Here is a 20,810-nt window from a genome sequence, read left to right as displayed (position 1 = left end):
CGGGATTGTCATCATGAAGCCAATTTTTGGGCGAGGTCCATCTCTTTCGCTACGTCTTTTTTTTGCCGTTGTACTATCAGCCAGTCTCATGCTGGCTGATAGTCGTTTAAATACTTTTTCTCACGTACGTTACTTTCTCAATAGTTTCGTTGCGCCTATTCAGTATGCAGCAGACTTGCCTCGGGTTTTATTTGACGGTTTATACGAACGGATGCAGAGTCACAAGACGTTATTGGAGTCCAATCAACGGCTGAAACAAGAAGTGTTGACGCTCAGAAGTGATTTAATTTTGTTCAATCAGTATAAAGAAGAAAACCAGCGCCTGAGAAAATTGCTGGGCTCTTCTTTTGTTCGGGATGAGCGAAAGATGGTCACGGAAGTGATGGCGGTCGATACCTCACCATATACCCACCAAGTTGTGATTGATAAAGGCCGGACCGATGGCGTCTATGAAGGCCAGCCTGTCATTAATGAAAAAGGGATCGTCGGTCAGGTGACGTTTGTGGCTGCTCATAATAGCCGGGTGTTACTGCTGATTGATGCCAATAGTGCGATTCCTGTTCAGGATTTACGCAATGATATTCGAGTGATTGCTTCCGGGAATGGCCAGTCGGAATATATTCAACTGGAGCATATTCCGAGTAGTACCGATATCGAAGAAGGGGATTTGCTGGCCTCTTCAGGGTTGGGAGGCATTTACCCGGAGGGTTATCCTGTCGCCAGAGTATCCAAAGTAGATAAAGACACACGTCGTGAGTTTGCTGTGATTGAAGCAACCCCGGTCGTTGACTTCGATCGCTTACGTTATTTGTTGTTAGTCTGGCCGAATGAGGATCGACAGCAGAAAGCCCGCCAGTCTTTAACGGATACCTTGGATAAGGAGGCGCAGCGTGGCCAATAAAGTCCTGAAAGGACATGTTGTGATCTGGATATCCTTCTTTTGTGCGCTGGTTTTACAGACGATCCCGTGGCCGGGGGCGCTTGAATTATTGCGCCCCTCATGGATTTTACTGATTCTCTGCTACTGGGTACTTGCGTTGCCGCACCGTGTGAATGTCGGTACAGCGTTGGTTCTTGGGCTACTCTGGGACTTGATTCTCGGATCGACTCTGGGGATCCGTGGCATGATGTTGTCTATTATTGTGTATATTGTCGCGATGAATTTTTTGATTCTGCGAAATATGGCGTTGTGGCAGCAGGCAATCGTGATTGGGTTACTGACCATTGCGCTTGATGTGATGGTACTGGGCGGAGAGTTTTTATTCAGGCCGGTCGAGTTCAATGCGCTGTCTCTATGGGGCGGAATCATTAGCTGTATTTTATGGCCGTGGCTTTTCCTGCTGCTGAGACGTGTGAGACGCTACTGGAATATCCGATGAACAACCGGACTCTTTATCTTGCTTCAGCTTCCCCGAGACGAAAAGAGCTCCTGACGCAGTTAGGTTACTCGTTCAATATTATTTTACCTGAGGTTGCAGAAGAGCATCAGGCGCATGAATCAGCGCAAGCCTATGTGTCGAGATTATCCCGGGAAAAAGCAATCGCGGGTTTGCACATGGTGACCTCTGAGGACGCCGTTGTGTTAGGAGCTGATACAATCGTCGTGGTTGATCAGCATATTCTCGAAAAACCGCAATGTTTTACACATGCCCGGCAGATGCTCTCGCAGCTTTCAGGACGAAACCATCAGGTCATGACCGCCGTGACGGTCACCGATGCCCGACAAACACACACGATAGTGGTAACCACGGATGTATGGTTTAAACCGTTGTCAGATAATGAAATAGAACGCTATTGGCAATCGGGTGAACCGTGTGATAAAGCTGGCAGTTATGGAATTCAGGGATTGGGTGGAAAATTTGTAACTCGGATTGAAGGTAGTTATTTTGCCGTTGTCGGACTACCGTTATTTGAAACTGACCAGCTCTTGCATAAGTTTTTATAAAATCAAATTGAGGTGCGCTCATGAGTGCAGAGTTGTTGTTGAATGTAACGCCGAGTGAGAGTCGCGTGGCGATGATAGAGGGTGGCGTCCTGCAGGAAATTCATATCGAACGGGATGCAAAACGCGGTATCGTCGGAAATATTTATAAAGGAAAAGTGAGCCGGGTGTTGCCCGGAATGCAGGCTGCATTTGTTGATATCGGTCTGGATAAGGCTGCTTTTCTTCATGCCTCTGATATTGTTCCCCATACAGAATGTGTGGCGGAAAATGAGAAACAACAGTTTCAGGTTCGTGATATTTCAGAACTTGTCCGTCAGGGACAAGATATTGTGGTGCAAGTTGTCAAAGATCCGCTCGGTACCAAAGGAGCCCGTCTGACAACGGATATCACTCTGCCTTCCCGTTATTTGGTCTTTATGCCCGGAGCCAGCCATGTCGGTGTTTCCCAACGGATTGAAAGTGAATGTGAAAGAGAGCGTCTCAAGAATATTGTCGCAAACTACTGTGATGAGCTGGGCGGTTTTATTATCCGCACCGCCGCAGAAGGTGCTGATGAGAAAGAACTCTCCCAGGATGCTGCTTTTCTCAAGCGCTTGTGGAGCAAGATCATGGAGCGGCGGGCAAAGTATAAAACGCGAACCACCCTCTATGGTGAACTGGGACTGTCACAGCGTATTCTCAGAGATTTCGTCGGAACGGATTTAACTAAAATTCTGGTAGATTCTCGTCTGGAGTTTGAAAACCTTAAAGAATTTACTTCTGAATATGTGCCGGAACTGACCGAGAAATTGTTTTTGTATGAAGGCGATAAACCCATTTTTGATATGTATGATACAGAGAATGAAATTCAGCGTTCTCTGGAGCGTAAGGTTGAGCTGAAATCCGGTGGTTATCTGATTATCGACCAAACGGAAGCCATGACCACGATTGATATCAATACCGGAGCGTTTGTCGGTCGTCGTAATCTGGAAGAGACCATTTTCAACACCAATATTGAAGCCACCCAAGCGATCGCCCGGCAACTTCGGCTGCGCAATCTCGGTGGCATTATTATTATCGATTTTATTGATATGGCCTCCGAAGAACACCGAACCCGAGTGTTGGCTTCCTTAGAAACGGCCTTGAGTAAGGATCGGGTCAAAACCAACATTAATGGCTTTACGCATTTGGGGTTGGTTGAGATGACACGCAAGAGAACGCGGGAAAGTATTGAACATGTGCTGTGTTCCACTTGTCCAACCTGTGAAGGGCGTGGACAAGTCAAAACCGTTGAAACCGTTTGTTTTGAGATCTTGCGTGAAATTACCCGGGTGAACCGGGCTTATGATGCAGATAAGTTCGTCGTTTATGCTTCGCCGGCCGTTGCTGATTCTTTACAGGGTGATGAATCTCATGCGTTGGCAGAACTTGAGGTCTTTATTGGCAAGCAAGTGCGGATTCAAGCGGAACATTTGTATGTCCAAGAACAGTTTGATGTTGTCATGATGTGACTTAACTGAGTAGGGTATTGTGCGTTTTATAGTTTCTCGTTTTGTACGGACATTACTATGGCTGTTATTAAGCCTGTTGGTTCTGCTTGCGATTCTGATTTCAGCTTTGAGAGTTGCTTTACCTCATATGAATCAGTATCAAGTACCAATGACCGAATGGATGAACCTGCAGGCTGAAATTCAGTTTTCTGTGAAGAACATAGAGGGGTTTTGGCGTAATCGGCATCCTTCTATTTCTTTAGAAGGCTTTCAAGCTCATTTACCTGACACATCGGATATTCATTTTACGGCTGACCGGGTTGATCTTGAATTTGATTTATTTAAATCCCTGCTGCAATGGCAGCCAGTGATTGCCAATTTAGTCATTTATCAGTCAAAGCTGGATGTCAGTTCGGTTGATCTGTTTCAACAGCAGTCGCCCAATGACAAGGATGAGCAGAAAAAAGTACAGCTTGAAACCATTCGTCATCTGGACAATATTTTTCTGCGTCAGCTCGATGATTTCTCGGTGCTGGACTCGGCTGTTCGTTATCGTTCCGTCTCTGGTGATATCCGGCAGTTGGAGATTTCCAGGCTAAAATGGCAGAACAATGGACACCGTCATCAGGCGCAAGGCGTGGTAAGTGTTACCAATACCGGTATTAACTCGCTTTCTGTTCGTGCAGACTTTGAAGATTTTGATTCATTTCATGATATTTCCGGTCAGTTTTATGTAAGTTCAGACAATATTAGTGTCGGCCCGTGGTTGTCTCAGTACCTGAAAAAAGAAACCGGTATTCATAGCGGTCAGGTCAGTTTTAATGGCTGGTTGACGCTCGAACACAATACGCCGAAAGATGGCTATGTGCAGGTTCTCCCTTCCGATCTGTTCTGGGCGGATTTATCCAATAAAGACGCAACGACAAGGACAAGTAAGCAGCACCGTTTACATATGCAGGAAGGGGTATTCCGGCTGATTCCGAAACAAGACGGCATGGTGATTCAGGCGCAGTCTGTCGTCTTACAAACGGATGAGATTCAGTGGCCGGAACTCAACTTTTTAATGAAATGGCAGCCGGATCACTGGCTGATGAATATCGGTGAGATCAATATTGGCTCGCTCGTGCCGATGATTAAACGCATACCTTTGTCCAAGCAATTGCAAGGGATGTTGGCACAACTGAAACCGCAAGGCACACTGCATGATATTCGCTTAGCCGGTAATATGCAGGGGATCCGCCAATATTCAGCACAACTTTCCGAGGGCGCGATTCAGCAGTGGTACTTGTTGCCGGAAGTACATCACTTACAGGCAAGTATCCGTGGCAATACCGATAAGGCTGTCATTCGGGCCAGTCTCGATGATGACACACTGCCTTACGGTGATGTGTTTCAGGCACCGCTGATTATCCAGAAAGGGCAGGTTAATTTAGTCTGGCAGTCTACTGCTGACGGTTGGTCATTATGGTCAGACAAGGTTGCCGTACGCACCCCTGATTTACAGACCGTCGGTCAATTTAAACTGGATTTTTTCCATGATCAAAGCCCGTTACTGTCACTGTATACCGAAGTCGATCTGTTTCAGGCTGGTGAAACATGGCGTTATTTACCGGTACGTGCACTTGGTGATGAATTGACCGATTATCTGTCGACTGCGATTCAGGGCGGAGAGGTCAAGACAGCGAAGATACTGTGGTACGGGCATCTGAACGATTTTCCTTATCAGCACAATGACGGTATTTTTCAGGCTTGGGTCGGGTTAAAAAATGCCCGGTTCAGTTATGATACCGCATGGCCACCTTTAACCGATTTGCAGGTGAATCTGCTGTTTCAGAATGAATCCATGTATCTGGATTCGAGGCAGGCACATCTGATGGATGTCAACGCGCTACGCATAACCGGACGGATTCCGGCTTTAATCAATTCGGGACATATTGAAATTGAAGCAAGAGCGGAAGCTCAGGGGAATGCATTACGTGATTTCATGACATCGACCCCGTTGGTCAATTCCGTCGGTGCCGCATTAACCACCGTACAGGTGAACGGCAAGATTCAATCTGAGTTTCAGCTCAACATTCCCTTTGAAAGTGGTCAAGAGCCGAGGGCATGGGGATGGGCAGATTTAAAGAACAATCAAGTTGATATTCAGTCTCCCTCACTGGATTTACGCAAAGTTTCCGGCCGGATTCGTTTTGATAATGATGTGGTTACAGCTTCAGCCTTACAGGGGGAAATGCTGGGCCAACCTGTGTCATGGGATTTTCAGGGTGAAAGCAGCAGCAAAGGATACAACGTCCATATTGATACGGTGGGCGATTGGGAAGTGACGCCTCTGGCATCTTATGTCGGTCAAAAATGGGTTAAACCGCTTTCCGGCCATGCACCGTGGGAAATGGGCGTTGATATTCAGCTCAATGATATCGGTTTCTCTTATCAGGCAAACCTGAACACCGATTTGCAAGCGATTGCCAGTCAGTATCCTTATCCGTTAAATAAAAAGAGTCAGGAACCAGGGAAAGCCGTATTACAAATTTCCGGCAATCAGGAAACGATCAGTGCCCGGATTCAGGTGCCTCATGCCAAGTATCAGACGGAAATCGACGTGACACAATCCGAGCCGGTGCTTACGGCAACCAATCTGATTTTAGGCAATGGCAGCTTTAAAGTCAGCCCGATTGTCGGCCATTCAGCTACAATTCGCTTGAATCACTTCGATCTCGATCAGTGGATTGAACTGCTGACCACAGAAGAGGCACCTTCAGGTGCACCGAAAAGCAGTGCCAGTCAAGCTGCCGCAATGCCACCGCTCCCGATACCGGATCATATTGAAATACAGGTGAAAGATCTGATATTGGCGACACTGGAATGGCATGATGTGGATTTTCTGGCCCGTCACAAAAGTTTTGGCTGGCGGATGAATGTCCAGAGTCAAGAAGTTCAGGGGAAAGCCAATTATATTGCTCCCTATGATTTAAGTGTCGCGTTGGATCAACTGCATCTGTATATCCCTGCGTTAGAAAACCGGAAAGAGCACGATTCGTTGTTTATTGATGAATCTCGACAGAACGAGCGCAGTATTACCAATTTTGATCGTCAGTTTCATCAGTTGATGCCAAACCTGACACTAGTGATCCAAGACTTCTGGTTTCAGGGGTATAAAGTCGGTCGGTTGAATATGGATTTCCAGCGGCAAGGAAAAGTGCTGTCGTGGAAGAATATTGATATCGTCAGCGGGAGTAATGAAATTCATGCCAATGGTCAGTGGACACTGGATGGGAAACAGTCCCATACTGTGCTAAGTATGGATTTGAAAGGCGATAATAATAGTGATCTGATGGAGCGTTTTGGGATCACGTCTGGGATCCAGAATGCACCGTTCTCGATCAAGACGCAGATGGCATGGGATGGCGCGCCATGGGCCGCACAGGTCGATACACTCAAAGGATCGGTCAGTTCAAAACTTGGTAAAGGCAGCATCTCCGATGTCAGTGGTGCGGCACGTTTTCTGGGGTTATTCAGTTTAGATTCCATTATTCGTAAGATGCAGCTCGATTTCAGTGATGTATTTGATCAGGGAATGGCGTTTGACTCCATTGAAGGGAGCGGAGAAATCTCACAGGGTGTGTTCGTGACCAATAATATTGAGATGGATGCACTGGCTGGCAATATGACCATTAAAGGGATGGTTGACCTGAACGCGAATACCATTGATGCTGAAGTAAATTTTGTGCCGGATATGACTTCGGGGATCCCTGTCCTCAGTGCGTTCGCCGTTAACCCGGTAACAGCACTTTATGTGTTGGCAATCACGACGGTGATCTCCCCGGTGGTTGAGGTATTTACCGAGGTCAACTATGAAGTGAAAGGGCCGATTGATAAACCTGTGGTGAAAGAGATCTCCCGGAGTAAAGGTGAATTCAAACTACCGGAAAAATTACGCGAAGAAGCACAGCAACACAAACAAGGAGCGACCCAATGAGCCGAGTCGGTTTAATTCAAATGACATCCGGGCCCGATCCTGAGCACAATCTCCGCTGGATTGAAGCACAGGTGGAAGCTTTATCTGCTCAGGGCGCAGAGTGGATTGTCACACCGGAAAATGCCATCGTCTTCGGTAACAAAGAGGATTATCATCGTCATGCCGAAGTTTTGGGTACCGGCCCTTTGCAGGATGCTTTTGGCCGGATTGCAAAAGCGTTTTCAGTCTGGCTTGTCATCGGTAGTTTCCCGGTGAGAACGCCGCAGGGCGTGACAACCACTTTGCTGGTTTATTCCTCCGACGGTCAGCTCGTCACATCTTATGATAAGCTGCATATGTTTGACGTTGATGTCGCCGATGGACACCGACATTATCGCGAGTCGGATATCTTTCTTGCCGGCTCGGCAGTCCGGATGGCGTCAACACCATTTGGTGAGTTGGGGCTTTCGATTTGTTATGATGTGCGTTTCCCCCATCTTTACTCCATGTTACGCCAGCAAGGTGCCCAGATTATCTTAGTGCCGGCCGCGTTTACCGCGGTGACCGGACGTGCTCACTGGGAAACGCTCCTGAGAGCCCGAGCGATTGAAACTCAGTGTTGGGTGGTTGCTGTCAATCAGGGCGGTGTTCATGAAGGTGGTCGTGAAACGTGGGGACATTCGATGGTTATCAATCCTTGGGGAGAGATTGTGGCTGGTCTTGCGCAAACCGCAGCGACATTAGTCACCGATATTGATCTGGATGTATTAGATCAGGTGAGATCTTCAATGCCGGTCCAATCTCATACAAGATTTACCAATCAGTTTTTGGAACAGAAGAGCGAATTATGACAATTGAACATATAGAAAAAGCACTGCTTCATCCGACCGGGCTTTCTGAACAATTCATTGAGCAAACGTTGTCGAATATGATGGCCCGGCAGATCGATTATGCGGATCTGTATTTTCAGTCCAGTTGGCATGAATCGCTGGTTCTGGAAGATGGGTTGATTAAAGACGGCTCTTTCAATATTGACCGGGGCGTTGGCGTCCGGGCGGTCAGTGGTGAAAAAACCGGGTTTGCTTATTCGGATCAGTTGACAGAAGATGCTTTGCAACAGAGTGCGACAGCAGCAAGAGGGATCGCGCAACAAGGCCAGACAGGACAGCAACGGGTTCGGCCGTTTTCCCGTAGAAATACCCAAGATTACTATGGTATGGATAATCCGCTTGATAGCTGGCAAAAGCAACAGAAGACTGAGTTGCTGAAAGCGTTGGATGCGTATATCCGTACCAAAGAACCGTTGATACAGGAAGTGTCGATCAGCCTGAGCGCTGTCTATGAGCAAATTTTGATTGCAGCCACTGACGGTACATATGCCGGTGATACCCGCCCGTTAGTCAGACTGTCGATTAGTGTGCTGGCTCAAAAAGGTGATCGTCGCGAAAGAGGCAGTGCCGGAGGCGGTGGCCGGGTCGGTTATGACTATTTTCTGACTGAGCGTGACGGTATGGCCGTCGCCTATGAATTTGCTGATGAAGCGATTCGACAAGCATTAGTCAATTTAGAAGCCATTGCAGCACCGGCGGGAACGATGCCGGTGGTACTCGGGGCTGGCTGGCCGGGCGTGTTATTACATGAAGCAGTCGGTCATGGGCTTGAAGGGGACTTCAATCGTAAAGGCTCGTCAGTATTTTCCGGTAAAATCGGGCAGAAGGTTACCTCGGATCTTTGCACTATCGTTGATGACGGCACATTAAAAGATCGCCGCGGATCATTGAATATTGATGATGAAGGGGTTCAGGGTCAGTATAATGTCTTGATCGAAAATGGCGTGCTGAAAGGCTATATGCAAGATAAGCTCAATGCTCGCCTGATGGGGATGGCACCGACCGGTAATGGTCGCCGGGAATCTTACGCGCATCTGCCGATGCCAAGAATGACCAATACTTATATGCTTCCCGGCCAACATACACCGGAAGAAATTATTTCAACGGTTAAGAAAGGCGTGTATGCCCCGAACTTTGGTGGTGGTCAGGTGGATATTACCTCCGGAAAGTTTGTGTTTTCGGCATCTGAAGCCTATTTGATCGAAAACGGCAAAATCACACGCCCCATCAAAGGGGCAACATTGATCGGTTCCGGGATTGAAGCGATGCAACAAGTCTCGATGGTCGGGAATGATTTACAAATTGATAAAGGGGTTGGCGTGTGTGGTAAATCCGGACAAAGTTTACCTGTCGGTGTCGGGCAACCAACCTTAAAACTCGATGCAATTACTGTTGGTGGGACGGATTAATCATCAATATTTTTCAATATCAAGCTGGAGTATGAACATGTCCCATGAAGACGATTATGTTTCTGTTGAGTCGTTGATCGAATTACAGAAAGAAGATACCCGAGAAATTATTGCGGCACTCCTCGAAGATGGCAGTGACCCTGAAGCGCTGTATGAGATAGAACACCACCTGTTTGCAGAGACATTTGAGCAGCTTGAAAAAGCCGCTGTTGAAGCGTTTAAAATGGGCTTTGAGGTGTTGGAAGCCGAAGAAGTTGAAGACGAAGCTGACGGGCAAATGCTGTTTTGTTGCGATGCAACCATGCAGTCAGCCCTGAATGCTGAAGCCATTGATGAGCAGGCTGAAAAATTAATCCATCTGGCGGAGAAATTCGACATTATCTATGATGGTTGGGGGACGTATTACGAAGGGGAAGATGCCCTTTATCCTGACGATGATGAAGATGATGACGAATAAGAAAGACCAATAAGAATAGAAAGCCAGCGAGTGATCGCTGGTTTTTCCAGCGTTAGGTCATGGTTCATGTAGATCGCTACACTTCACATGACCTGCCTTGACTAAATGCACGACAAATTGCTGCAAAAACCATCACGAAAGAACAACAGCCCCTAGTGATTTCATATTACTCAAAAGTGAGAATCTTACAGGTTGGCAATGGACACCTTTTCCGATTTTTTCCTTTTAATCAGAAAATGATGAATCATCGTCTGGTTTCGCAGAAACTTTCAATGAAGAACCTTGCTGTAAAGCAAGGTTTTTTTGTGGTCTGGTTTGGCTATTCAAAGAAGGCCTTGAGGTATTTGCGGATCGCACATCTGCGAATGCTAAATTGATCATTTATGCTCAAGCGGGGAGGTCAGACTCGATTTTGGTTTGAGTTTTTTTGAACAAAACCAGATTCCAACCCCAATGAGCAACGCACTGACAATATGGTAACTCTTTAATTGAACGTCCAGAAAAACGATACTGAATACACCGCCTGATAAAGGGATGATATGCGTGTAGATTTCTCCTCTTGTCGCGCCGATCTCTCCGATACCTTTGTTCCAAAAGACATAAGATAACCAAGACGGAAAGAGTACTAAATACAGCAGACCAGCCAGAAAACTACCATGAGTATAGGCTGATAGACTGATAGGAGATTGAGTCGTGGTGTAGTACCAGACAATTGGTACTAAGATGACTGCGCCTGTAAAAGAGCTGACAGTGACGAAAGCATTACTGGGGATCGTTTTGTCTTTTAGCCGTAAGAAAGAACAATAAAATGCCCAGCTTAAGGCCGACCCCATAGCCCATAGATCACCGGTATTGATATGGTGGAAGACTCGAGTATCGCTCACATTGCCTTTCATCACTAAAAAGAAAACACCAAACGTACTCAAAATAACACCCAGAATATTATTCAATGTAATTTTATCTCTGAATATGACGCCATTGATAATTAACACAATCCCCGGTGTCGCTGACATATATATTGCAGCATTCAATGATGTAGTGGTTTGTAGTCCGATATAGAGTGTTAGCGGAAACAGAACCTGCCCAAAAACAGAAAGAAATATTATTGCAATAAAACAGTTTCTTATCTTGTTTAAATTGTTTTTAACTTGGTTGAAATACAAAAAATCCAAGTAATATCGCAGTGAGTAACCATCGTGCTTCAGTCATAACAATCGGGTCTGCTTGGGCAACGAGTATATGACCAACAACATAATTACCACCCCAAAACATGGCAGCAAGGATTAATAAAAAATATGGCATTACAATATCCATTTAAATAATTATTAATATACAACAGGGGACAGTTGTGTATTGGTGACTATCGTCACATCGTGCTTTCTATTTTCCGGCTATTCAAAACATGTTTTGGGGCACTCGCGGATCGCTACATCTGCTGACATGTATTTATTTTTGCTTATTTTTTCCCCGACTTGGGTCCAGCCATATAGCGCAATTCCCGGGTGTTCCAGATTCTTTTCAATTTGATAGAGTTTGAATTTGAAGAGCTGTTTTAAATGGGGCGAGTCTCCGGATTTAATTGCAACCACCAGATAGACCTGCTTTGATGTTTTGATAAAACCGAAACTCCTCACCAACACATTGGAAACCGAGACATTGATACCAAAGAGTGTGAACCGGTCACCTGCCGGTGTCGGTACAATCGAGTAGGTTGCATCGTTATTCTTGATATAAACCGAGAGGGTCGGATCCGGATGAGATGTGTTGTTATCAAACCTTGCATAAAAAACAGCATCAGCAATGCCATCTGAGTTTAAATCTATCTGGTTCAAGCCACTATTTAATTCGAAAAAGCTAGCCGCAGGATAAGCATAAAAAGGGTGCAGGAGCAGTACGACCAAGTACAGATACCTCATTTGTGAACCGCCTCTTTTTTCGTCACCAAATGAGCACGGTTGACGATGTAGGTATATAGGTTAGGAATAGCTAAGCCCGCAAATGAGATGATAATACCGATGATCTGGTATTGATCAGGGATGAAACCGGTAAACATAGCGAAGATAGTGGCAAAAACCGGGATTAAATTAAAGAATAACGAGGACTCTGTCGGTCCGATTTTTCTCACGGAGTGAACCCACAAGAGGTGAGGAATGCAGGTTGTAAATATCGCCATATATAGAATGAGCCCCCAAGCCTGAGTGTTTATTTCTGTCAATACGCGGAACAAGTTCAAATGAGATGAGCTCAGCAAGACAATACAAATTGAGCCAAAAAACATCACCACGAATGTTAACTGAAGTGGCTCGATTTGAGATCTGATTTTTGTGGAAAAAATGGTATAGATGCTCCAAGAAAGTGTGCCGACAAAAATGATTAAATCGCCTTTAATCATCAGCCAGCTATGATCCAATGGTGAACCAATCACCAGAAAAACCCCAAGCATACAGAGTAAAAGAGCGATGACGTGAGAGAGATTGACTCGCTCTATGTGAAAGCGACTGGCGATAAATAAGGTCATCAATGGTGAAAGAGACACAATAAGCGACGCATGGATAGGTGATGTGTCGTTAAGCCCATAAAAAAGCCCCAGATTAAACCCTGCAATTCCGAGTATCCCAAGGAAAAAGAGAAACATATAGTTTCTCAATGACAGTGGTGTGGCCGATTGCCGTCTGAAAAGGCAGATCCCGCCAAGAATCATCGTACTCAGCACAAAGCGAATCGAGAGTAGCGCTAATGTGTCCACCTGCTGTAGTGCGATTTTTATCACCACAAAATTGCTTCCCCATAGGATGACAGCAATCAGTACGCCAATATAATATTTGTAGGCATGATTCAAAATAGATTTCTCATCGTGTTTGTTGTGGGAATATTTAAGGCTGGGAGGCATATCTCACTAACCGGAACCCTAAGTCAGGTCTTTTATGATGACGGGAATGGATATCGCAGTTTGCCAGTGAGTTGTCGCTGATAATAAAGCTCCCCCCACAGTAGTAGTAAAGGACGTTATTGCCATCCAGATTAAAGACTTCACCTGTCCATTCTGCAACATTACCGGACATATCAAACAGATTGAGTTCATTGGGTTGTTTCTGTCCGACAATATAGGGAATTTCTTGTTGTGATAAATCATCCGTTGGAAACCACCCGACCGTATCTGGTTGATCTGAGCCCGCAAACAGTGTGCCATATGTCTGGTTTTTTAATGCTTCTTGCCCCCCGCGAGCTGCAATTTGCCACTCAAAAATACTGGGAAGTCGATAGCCGGATGCTGACTCATTCACAGACACAGTGCCATCTTTAGGGCGTTCAAAAATGGGATTGCCGGACTTATCTAAATAATAGGGAGACAGATTGAAGTAACGGCTGATCATATTTGAAAAAATTATGGCATCCCACCATGATACACTTGCGACAGCGATGTTTGCCTCTGCTTTATTTGTATGTTTAACGATATCCCCTTCAACCAATTTATTCTGTATTGCCCAATTTGTGATTTGTTCAAATAGTGAACGTGTTACTTCTGTCTGCATTATATAGAAAGATTTTACAGATACATTCGTATGTTCTTCATATGGCTGTCGGCCAAAAACATCACCAACATAATAATCACCGGATTGTACCAGTGACTCATTTAATTTAAGTTGTTTGTCCGTTGATGAAAATGCTGGGGGATTAATAAAAAAAACACATAGAAATAATAAGTAACGCATCAATTAATAACCTCTATTTCAATTGGGGTTAGGGGGGTTGAACAGCAAGCTAAAATATAGCTGTCTTTTATTTCTGTTCGAGAGATTCCCCCTGAATGGTCCATATTAACTTGCCCTTTCTTTAATAACACTTTACAACGGCCACAGAAACCGGCTCGGCAATTGTAGTGTAAATCAATGCCAAATTTCAATGCGGTGTCTAATATGGAGGTTTCTTTATCAAGTGGAAACTCAATTATTTCTTTGTTGATGATACATTTGTTAATTTTCATTGTTATCTCTTGTCATCTAATTGGTTTAAATTTGATGGTGTTTTTTTATGAAATAGTCTGTTCTTTATCTCTTTTTTGATCGTTTTTTGCTCTTCAAGAAAAGATTTGGTAGAGATGGAGCTTTCTTCAATTCGCCGTAGCAGATAGGGCAAAGAGCTCTCCATCGGGCCATAGGGAATATATTTACTTGTTTTAAATCCATATTGTTTAAGGTAATTGGTTAAGTGATCCGAAAGTCCATAAAGTTGACCGGACCAAGTATGAGATAGCACCGGGTATTGAACGATTTTATCAACACTTTCACTATTATGTGTTGCAAAGAAAGGGGAGAAATGACTAATGTTTGTTGCAATAAATTCAATGGCGGATGAATAATTATTATCTGTTTCTTCTTTTGTTGAAAAAATAGGAAATTCAGACATATCTGTACAATATTTTCGCTCATCTTCCAAGTAGGCGCCCCGAACCAATTTAATGCCCGCTTTGAAGTGATGCTGAACCGATTGTTGATAGCAATGTTTGAGAAATGCCAGTTTATCTTTGAGATAGCATTGAACAGTTAAGTAAATAACGGTTTGGCTCGTATTATATTGCTTCATATATTGAACGACCAATTCATCCACAGCAGGCTGAATCCAGGACTGTTCGGCATCGACCATCACTTTCACATGATGCTGAGACGCCATCTCGAATATATCTTCATAACGTTGTTTGGTTTGGTTCCAGTCATTTAGTTCACTTGTTGAAAGGCATTGACGATGAGATATCTTCTGATAAATCAGGCTTGAGCCAATTGAAGACGGTTTAATAACAACAAATGGGATATGCTGTTTCTGACTCGATAGCTTGATTAAACTTATTGTATTATCGAGAGCCGCTTGAAACCCGGATGAGTGATCTATACCTTCGACAGCATAGTCGAGTAAACTTGCGGTTCCATCCCGGCTGAGTGTATCAGATGTATGGATTGCTTCATTGATACTTTCTCCGCCAAAATATATTTTATATATAATATTGTGAAACTTTGATCTTACACCTTGAGTAATTAGCCATTTAAATAATTTTACCGATAATATCCCAGTATATTTGTTGGATAAAATAATAGATGAAAAATACTTGAAAAATAATTCTAAATTTGAGTGCCGAGAATACATATTTCCCTCTCCATAGGATATCCATTATTATAAAAATAAGGCAAGTAATCATTACACATTACTTGCCTTTGCTATTTTAGGTTAGGCGGATAGCTCAGCTAACTCTTTCGCTTCAGATGTTTGACCACGATATAGACGTCGCACTATATTATCATCCTGGAATTCTTCTCTTTCGTGAATAACTCTACGGTTATCCATAATAAGAAGCTCATTACTTTTCCAATAATGCTTATAATAATATCGATCTTGTTTGTAGAATGCTTCAAGCTCTTTGAAGAATTTATCATTCTCTTCCTGTGAGAAACCGACGATTCTTGATTCCCAGCTAGCTGGCTGACCTTCATGGAATGGAAAATAGATCAGCATCTTTTTAATCCACCCTAGGTCTGTAAAGACCGGCACATCAAACCAACCTTCCGGAGAGACATCAGAGTAATACCCTTTTTCTAAAACACGCGCTTGGAATGTCTCATTTTCAAGTATATCTTTCAGGTGACTCGGCATTTCTTGGTTCGCAAGAACATGGTCAACGACGGTTGTTGCCCCTCTGAATTTCATGTTTTCTATGGTATCGGAATAAAGAAAAACATGGTCTACCGCAGTGAGTAATAATCCACCATCCGCATGGAGTGGTAATTGTCCCCGGCCAGTAACAATTTTTCCTTTTTCACCATCGAGCTTGAGTGTATCGACATAGCCAAATCCGACACCGATTCGCTCTTCCGAATACTCAACTATTTCACCATAAGTGGTATAAAAATCTCGGAAGTCATTTGCATCAAGTTTAATGTCTTGAACAACCAAGAACCCTTTCTCTCTTAAGAGCTGTTTGATTTCTTCAGGTGTTGATTGTCTGAAGCCTTCCTCAGTCATTCTGGCACCAAAGCTGGTACTCATGATTGGTTCGTAATCCATTAGTTTTATACTCCTATTTCTGACGTTGTTTTTAATACCCGGTTAAAATGTTTTTGTGCATCTCCGGCGCTAAATGAAAGCCGGTGAACTTCTTTAGATTCTTTTCTTGCGGTCTCTAAAAGCTCAAAATATTTATGATTCATTACTTTTTTCGTCGATTGGAAAGACGGTGTTGGGTAGGCCGCTAATTTCTCTGCTTCGTTAATCGCGGCTGCTAAAAGCTGCTCGGGTTGAGTCATCGTATCAGCGAGATGCAGTTGAGTTGCTTGCGTTGCATCCAGCTCATCACAGCTGTAAACAATCGACTTCATCGTGTTATAGCCAATGCAGTGCGATAGTATTTGAGCGCCTAAAGAACACCCAATCCCATGTTTTAATTCAGGCATAATGAATTTTCCGGTAGATGATATGATTCGGACATCAAACATCATGGCAAATTGAAAACCCATTCCAATCGCATAACCGTCGATTGCCGCAACAGTTGGCTTTCTGACGTTGAGTACAGTCTGATATAAGTCAATGACTCTATCGATCCATCGATCAACTTCTATCCCGCCTTTTAGATTGCGGACTTCATTAAAATCGCCCCCGGCACTAAAAGAGCGATTCTCACCACCATGAACAACGATGGCACTGATATTCGTATCGTGATCCGCTTCAACTAAAGCTGCCTTCACGGCATCTTCAAGTTCTTCACTAAACGGATTATGGATACTTTTATGATTGAGTGTAATTACTCTGACAGAATTGATGTCGGAAGTTTTAATAGTCATGACATTACTCCGTAATAATTTTTTTAATTTCATCTAAGTTGTAGTCATCAATATTAATTCGGCCTAATATTAATGATTGGTACATCTTGTATGTAAATAAATTCTTCTCGTAATAATTATCAACTTTTACACCAAGTGTATTGGCAAATGATTGATCAACGGCTGAGCCTTCATGGATGCCGATTTTTTTACGCCAGACAATTTCATCCGGTAATTTTTTGAATGAGTCTACATATTTTCTCAGAATATATTTATTTTCATTATCTCTGATTTTTAATTTGTGATTCATATTTTCACATAATGAAATGAGTCTTCTTGTCCAGAAAGGATGTCGGATATCAATACCAAGCTCGCGAGGCCCGAGTGTTGAAAACTCTGATGTCCACTGTGTCCGATAGACTAATTGGCTCAGTTCCTGGTTCGGGTCATGCTGACTATTTGGATTGATGACGCCACCAAATAATAAATCTGAACCATAACCCGTCAGTAAGAGCTCTGAGTTTTTATTTGCCATTTTGTAAACATTAAATAAACCAGATTGAATTTCTGCAGAGAGCCCATCAAAAATTTCATTATAGTAAATCGATTCAATAACACCATGAATGATATCTTTCTCATCCAATACCTTATTTTCATGAGTGGTGTGCAGACACTCTGAGACGATCTCTGCATATGGAAATTCATTGAATGATTCAGTGCCAATTGAATAGGTATAAATATTATCGAATTGTTCGCTTGCTAATAGCGTAATGAGACTGGAGTCAAGTCCGCCAGAAAGGGGAATCCCCACCTTTTTATACTGGTTATGCGAATCACTGACAGGTGCTTTGATGTAGTTATCAATGATTTGCAGCAGGTGCTCTTCATCAAAGTTTGTTTCACCATGATTACTGCAAAAGGATAGATCTGAACTTTTATTATAAAAATATCCTTTACGATCAAAAGATATCTCATTAATACTGGCTGGTTTTAGTTTAGTTGCATTGTGAATGGGAGAAAAGTTATTTTCTCTTGGACCATCGATACAAACTAAATTCGGATTTTTAAAATGAACTGCTTTATCACCCTCAACAGCTGCGAATACTTTCAAATTATTCGTAATCCACAATGAATGATTATCGTAAGATGAAATAATACTGACAGGATTCATACCAAATGGATTAGTAATAACTTGGCATGTTAAATTATTATTCTCCATGATGATGCAAAAATCGCCTTCCAGTACAGAGAGTGATTGAAAGCCTAGTTGCTTTATCATGATCATTATAATATCTGCAGGATTTAGATTATTCGCATTCGAGCATAAGTTTGACACAAACTCATGAATAAAACCTAAGTTATGTATATCGCCAATTAAATGGATGGTGCTTTCTCCATTATGCTGGCTATATTTTTCTTTTTTTCCTACACATAATATTCCATCTGATATAGGGATGGTATTACAGTTAAATGAATTTTCTACTTTTTTCTCTATATTGGCAGTCGATTTTTTGATTAAAGAAAATCCTGTCTCCATGGAAACCTCTGTTGAGTTTAATTAATTAGAAATGAATTTCTTGTGCTAATCAATCTAAACAAGCCTAATTTTTTGTCAATCTTGATAAATTTACAAACGCTATTTAGATCACATTATTAATAAATTATTAACACAATTTAAATAAATTAATTTTTTCAACCCAAGTTGGAGTTTATATATGTCTTTTCGTGTTGATAAATTGGTTTTTTTATCTATATGAATAATATTGTTTAATTTGTTTTATTATGTAAATATCTTAATTATATTGCATGTAATTTGTTACTTTATTATTATATGTCATTGATTTACAAGTGTTATTTTAATGTTAAGATGTTATTTATTTTGTTACATTATGTGTAATTGGTGGTTTGGTTATTATATGTGTATGAATCCTATTCATTAATTGAAAATATATCACTAGGATGTTTTTAATAATATTGAATTGTTTATTTTGTCAATTTCTTTATTATCTGAATTCTCAGTTATTTAATTGCCTATTTGAACAGTTTGATAATGATTAATTGATTAAATATACCCATAAGCACCGATTCTAAAGTGAGCTAATGGTGTCAGCGTAATCATGTGGGAGGCTCAGAGTGTAGAATGAATTGAGATTCGGACGATAAGCGGACTCATCGGGGTGAGCAGAAGGTTGGTTTCAGCGGATTTGTTTCGTGGGGGCAGCAAGGCTGTTACTTTTTGGATCCCCCTCACTCAATGAGGGGGGATTTTGGTCAGGGCTTACGCTTGAATCAAAGCGACCGCTTCGCGCGTGAGGCGGGCGACTTCTTCCCAGTTTCCGGATTCAATCAGTGATTTTTCGACCATCCATGTTCCCCCACAGGCTATCACGCGAGGGATATCGAGGTAATCTTTGATATTTGATGGTTTGATACCACCGGTCGGCATCAGCTCCAGATTGGTATACGGTGCAAGCAAAGACTTAACCATGTTGATCCCACCCGATGGCTCCGCAGGGAAGAATTTCATGGTGGTGATTCCCATTTCCAGTGCGGCTTCAACCACGCTCGGGTTATTGATTCCCGGAATGATTTCAATGCCGAGTTCTTGACAGGCCCGGACTGTATTGGGATTGAAACCGGGAGAGACAATAAATGTCGCCCCCGCTTCTTTGGCGGCGATAACCTGCTCCCGGTTGAGTACGGTACCAGCACCGATTAGCATGTCTGGCTGTGATTCACGCAGCAGACGAATGGCTTCGGCGGCTGCATCTGATCGGAAGGTGATTTCGGCTGCGGGCAGGCCGTTTTCAGCCAGCACTTTGCCCAGAGGAATGATGTCCTCAGCTTTGTCGATTGCAATCACAGGAATGATTTTGATAGCTTTTATTTGCTGTTTAATGTCTGACATGGTTGTTCCTTATTAAGAAATCAGAGCGGCTTGAGTGTAGATGTTGTCGATAATGGCACCGCGATGTTGAATCACTGTTCCCGCGAGTTTGTTGCCTCGCTGGCACGCCTCAACCAGATCGTATCCGGCTAAGTAGGCCGATAAAAATCCACCATTGAATGAATCACCGGCGGAGGTTGTATCGACCACCTGTTCAACCGGAGTCGTGGCGACGGTCTGAGCTGGCAAACCGTGAGCCTCAACGAGACATCCATCAGCCCCCGTTTTGACTACACAATGTTTTACTCCCAGCGTTTTCAAACGGTTGAGCGTGTGTGTCGGTGTATTATCTCCCCACAATTGTTGCTCGTCATCAAATGTGACCAAGGCTAAGTCGGTTAACCGATACATAGCTTCGTAGATCGTTTTTACGGTGACATGATGATCGTCGGGCCACAGTGCCGGGCGAAAGTTACTGTCAAATGCAATTTCCACCCCTTGCTGGCGCAGTTTTGCCAGCAGGTTGAGTAAATCCATTCGATCTTGTTCCGGCAGAATTGCGAGGGTAATACCGCTGAGGAAAACCATATCGACATGGCTCAGCGCGGCTTTGATTCCGTCAATATCGGGATGTTGCATTAAATAACGCGCTGCCGATTGATGACGCCAGTATAAAAATGTCCGCTCTCCCTGATCGTCGAGTTGAATTAAATATAGTCCCGGAGAGCGGTGTTCATCACGCAATACCAATTCAGTATCGAGCCCTTCCTGTTGCCAACGTGAGATCATTCCCTGGCTGAGCGGATCGCTTCCCAACGCGGTAACATAGGAGACCTGAATATTCGCCGGATCCTGATTGGCAGTTCGGCCCCGGCACAGATAAACGGCTGCGTTGAGGGTATCACCGCCAAATGTTTGTTGCATCGGACCGAATGGTTTGCCATTCAGCTCAATCATACACTCACCGATAATGGCGATATGTTTCATTC

The 20,810-nt window shown here is 43.4% G+C and carries 20 protein-coding genes; 8 read left to right on the top strand and 12 right to left on the bottom strand.

What is annotated here, in order from left to right; all coding sequences use genetic code 11:
- Positions 1-13: 13 nt before the first annotated feature.
- Genes mreC through rraB form a run of 8 tightly spaced genes read left to right on the top strand, consistent with a single transcriptional unit; the run spans position 14 to position 10,128 of the window.
- Positions 14-901: a rod shape-determining protein MreC gene (mreC, locus tag VR7878_RS17835; RefSeq protein ID WP_077337366.1), complete on the top strand. Its 888-nt coding sequence runs from the start codon at positions 14-16 to the stop codon at positions 899-901.
- The gene (gene mreD / locus VR7878_RS17830) at positions 891-1,379 is read left to right on the top strand and encodes a rod shape-determining protein MreD (RefSeq protein ID WP_077337365.1); all 489 of its coding nucleotides are present in this window, start codon (positions 891-893) and stop codon (positions 1,377-1,379) included. Before mreC ends, mreD begins: the two co-directional genes overlap by 11 nt.
- A complete protein-coding gene (locus tag VR7878_RS17825; RefSeq protein ID WP_077337364.1) occupies positions 1,376-1,945 on the top strand; it encodes a Maf family protein in 570 nt (189 codons plus the stop codon). The genes mreD and VR7878_RS17825 overlap by 4 nt, the downstream gene beginning before the upstream one ends.
- A gap of 20 nt (positions 1,946-1,965) precedes the next feature.
- Positions 1,966-3,435, top strand: a complete 1,470-nt coding sequence (rng, locus tag VR7878_RS17820) for a ribonuclease G (RefSeq protein WP_077337363.1) — start codon at positions 1,966-1,968, stop codon at positions 3,433-3,435.
- A 28-nt stretch (positions 3,436-3,463) separates the two neighbouring features.
- Positions 3,464-7,393, top strand: coding sequence for a YhdP family protein (locus VR7878_RS17815; RefSeq protein WP_077337405.1), 3,930 nt, complete (start codon positions 3,464-3,466; stop codon positions 7,391-7,393).
- Entirely contained in the window at positions 7,390-8,223 is an 834-nt protein-coding gene (locus tag VR7878_RS17810; protein ID WP_077337362.1) for a carbon-nitrogen hydrolase family protein, read from the top strand. The genes VR7878_RS17815 and VR7878_RS17810 overlap by 4 nt, the downstream gene beginning before the upstream one ends.
- On the top strand, positions 8,220-9,671 hold the full coding sequence (tldD, locus tag VR7878_RS17805; RefSeq protein WP_077337361.1) for a metalloprotease TldD: 1,452 nt from the start codon (positions 8,220-8,222) through the stop codon (positions 9,669-9,671). The genes VR7878_RS17810 and tldD overlap by 4 nt, the downstream gene beginning before the upstream one ends.
- A gap of 37 nt (positions 9,672-9,708) precedes the next feature.
- Positions 9,709-10,128, top strand: coding sequence for a ribonuclease E inhibitor RraB (rraB, locus tag VR7878_RS17800; protein ID WP_077337360.1), 420 nt, complete (start codon positions 9,709-9,711; stop codon positions 10,126-10,128).
- Between the two features lie 377 nt (positions 10,129-10,505).
- Here the strand turns inward: rraB and VR7878_RS21515 are convergent, their stop codons facing one another.
- The 12 genes from VR7878_RS21515 to VR7878_RS17745 all read right to left on the bottom strand — a co-directional run bounded on the left by VR7878_RS21515 (position 10,506) and on the right by VR7878_RS17745 (position 20,808).
- A complete protein-coding gene (locus VR7878_RS21515) occupies positions 10,506-11,291 on the bottom strand; it encodes a DMT family transporter (RefSeq protein ID WP_261855954.1) in 786 nt (261 codons plus the stop codon).
- Complete coding sequence (locus tag VR7878_RS21510) at positions 11,272-11,430, bottom strand: EamA family transporter (protein ID WP_205409484.1); 159 nt, start codon at positions 11,428-11,430, stop codon at positions 11,272-11,274. Before VR7878_RS21510 ends, VR7878_RS21515 begins: the two co-directional genes overlap by 20 nt.
- A gap of 89 nt (positions 11,431-11,519) precedes the next feature.
- Positions 11,520-12,044, bottom strand: a complete 525-nt coding sequence (locus VR7878_RS17790; RefSeq protein WP_077337359.1) for a carbapenem self-resistance protein CarG family protein — start codon at positions 12,042-12,044, stop codon at positions 11,520-11,522.
- Complete coding sequence (locus VR7878_RS17785; RefSeq protein WP_077337358.1) at positions 12,041-13,018, bottom strand: DMT family transporter; 978 nt, start codon at positions 13,016-13,018, stop codon at positions 12,041-12,043. Before VR7878_RS17785 ends, VR7878_RS17790 begins: the two co-directional genes overlap by 4 nt.
- A complete protein-coding gene (locus VR7878_RS17780) occupies positions 13,002-13,841 on the bottom strand; it encodes a formylglycine-generating enzyme family protein (RefSeq protein WP_077337357.1) in 840 nt (279 codons plus the stop codon). Before VR7878_RS17780 ends, VR7878_RS17785 begins: the two co-directional genes overlap by 17 nt.
- Positions 13,841-14,113, bottom strand: a complete 273-nt coding sequence (locus tag VR7878_RS17775; protein WP_077337356.1) for a 2Fe-2S iron-sulfur cluster-binding protein — start codon at positions 14,111-14,113, stop codon at positions 13,841-13,843. The genes VR7878_RS17780 and VR7878_RS17775 overlap by 1 nt, the downstream gene beginning before the upstream one ends.
- Before the next feature lie 2 nt (positions 14,114-14,115).
- Positions 14,116-15,267: a proline dehydrogenase family protein gene (locus VR7878_RS17770; RefSeq protein WP_077337355.1), complete on the bottom strand. Its 1,152-nt coding sequence runs from the start codon at positions 15,265-15,267 to the stop codon at positions 14,116-14,118.
- 81 nt (positions 15,268-15,348) lie between these two features.
- Entirely contained in the window at positions 15,349-16,182 is an 834-nt protein-coding gene (locus VR7878_RS17765) for a TauD/TfdA dioxygenase family protein (RefSeq protein WP_077337354.1), read from the bottom strand.
- Between the two features lie 5 nt (positions 16,183-16,187).
- Entirely contained in the window at positions 16,188-16,988 is an 801-nt protein-coding gene (locus VR7878_RS17760) for an enoyl-CoA hydratase/isomerase family protein (protein ID WP_205409483.1), read from the bottom strand.
- On the bottom strand, positions 16,960-18,471 hold the full coding sequence (locus VR7878_RS17755) for an asparagine synthase family protein (protein ID WP_077337353.1): 1,512 nt from the start codon (positions 18,469-18,471) through the stop codon (positions 16,960-16,962). The genes VR7878_RS17760 and VR7878_RS17755 overlap by 29 nt, the downstream gene beginning before the upstream one ends.
- Before the next feature lie 741 nt (positions 18,472-19,212).
- Positions 19,213-19,842, bottom strand: coding sequence for a bifunctional 4-hydroxy-2-oxoglutarate aldolase/2-dehydro-3-deoxy-phosphogluconate aldolase (locus VR7878_RS17750; protein ID WP_077337352.1), 630 nt, complete (start codon positions 19,840-19,842; stop codon positions 19,213-19,215).
- Between the two features lie 12 nt (positions 19,843-19,854).
- Positions 19,855-20,808 carry a sugar kinase gene (locus VR7878_RS17745; RefSeq protein ID WP_059123301.1) on the bottom strand — a complete coding sequence of 318 codons (954 nt, stop codon included), beginning with the start codon at positions 20,806-20,808 and terminating at the stop codon, positions 19,855-19,857.
- Positions 20,809-20,810 lie beyond the last annotated feature (2 nt).

The sequence above is a fragment of the Vibrio ruber DSM 16370 genome (assembly GCF_900163965.1).
Classification (GTDB): domain Bacteria; phylum Pseudomonadota; class Gammaproteobacteria; order Enterobacterales; family Vibrionaceae; genus Vibrio; species Vibrio ruber.
The sequence above is the reverse complement of the archived record's forward strand: the minus strand, read 5'-3'. Positions and strand labels throughout refer to the sequence as shown.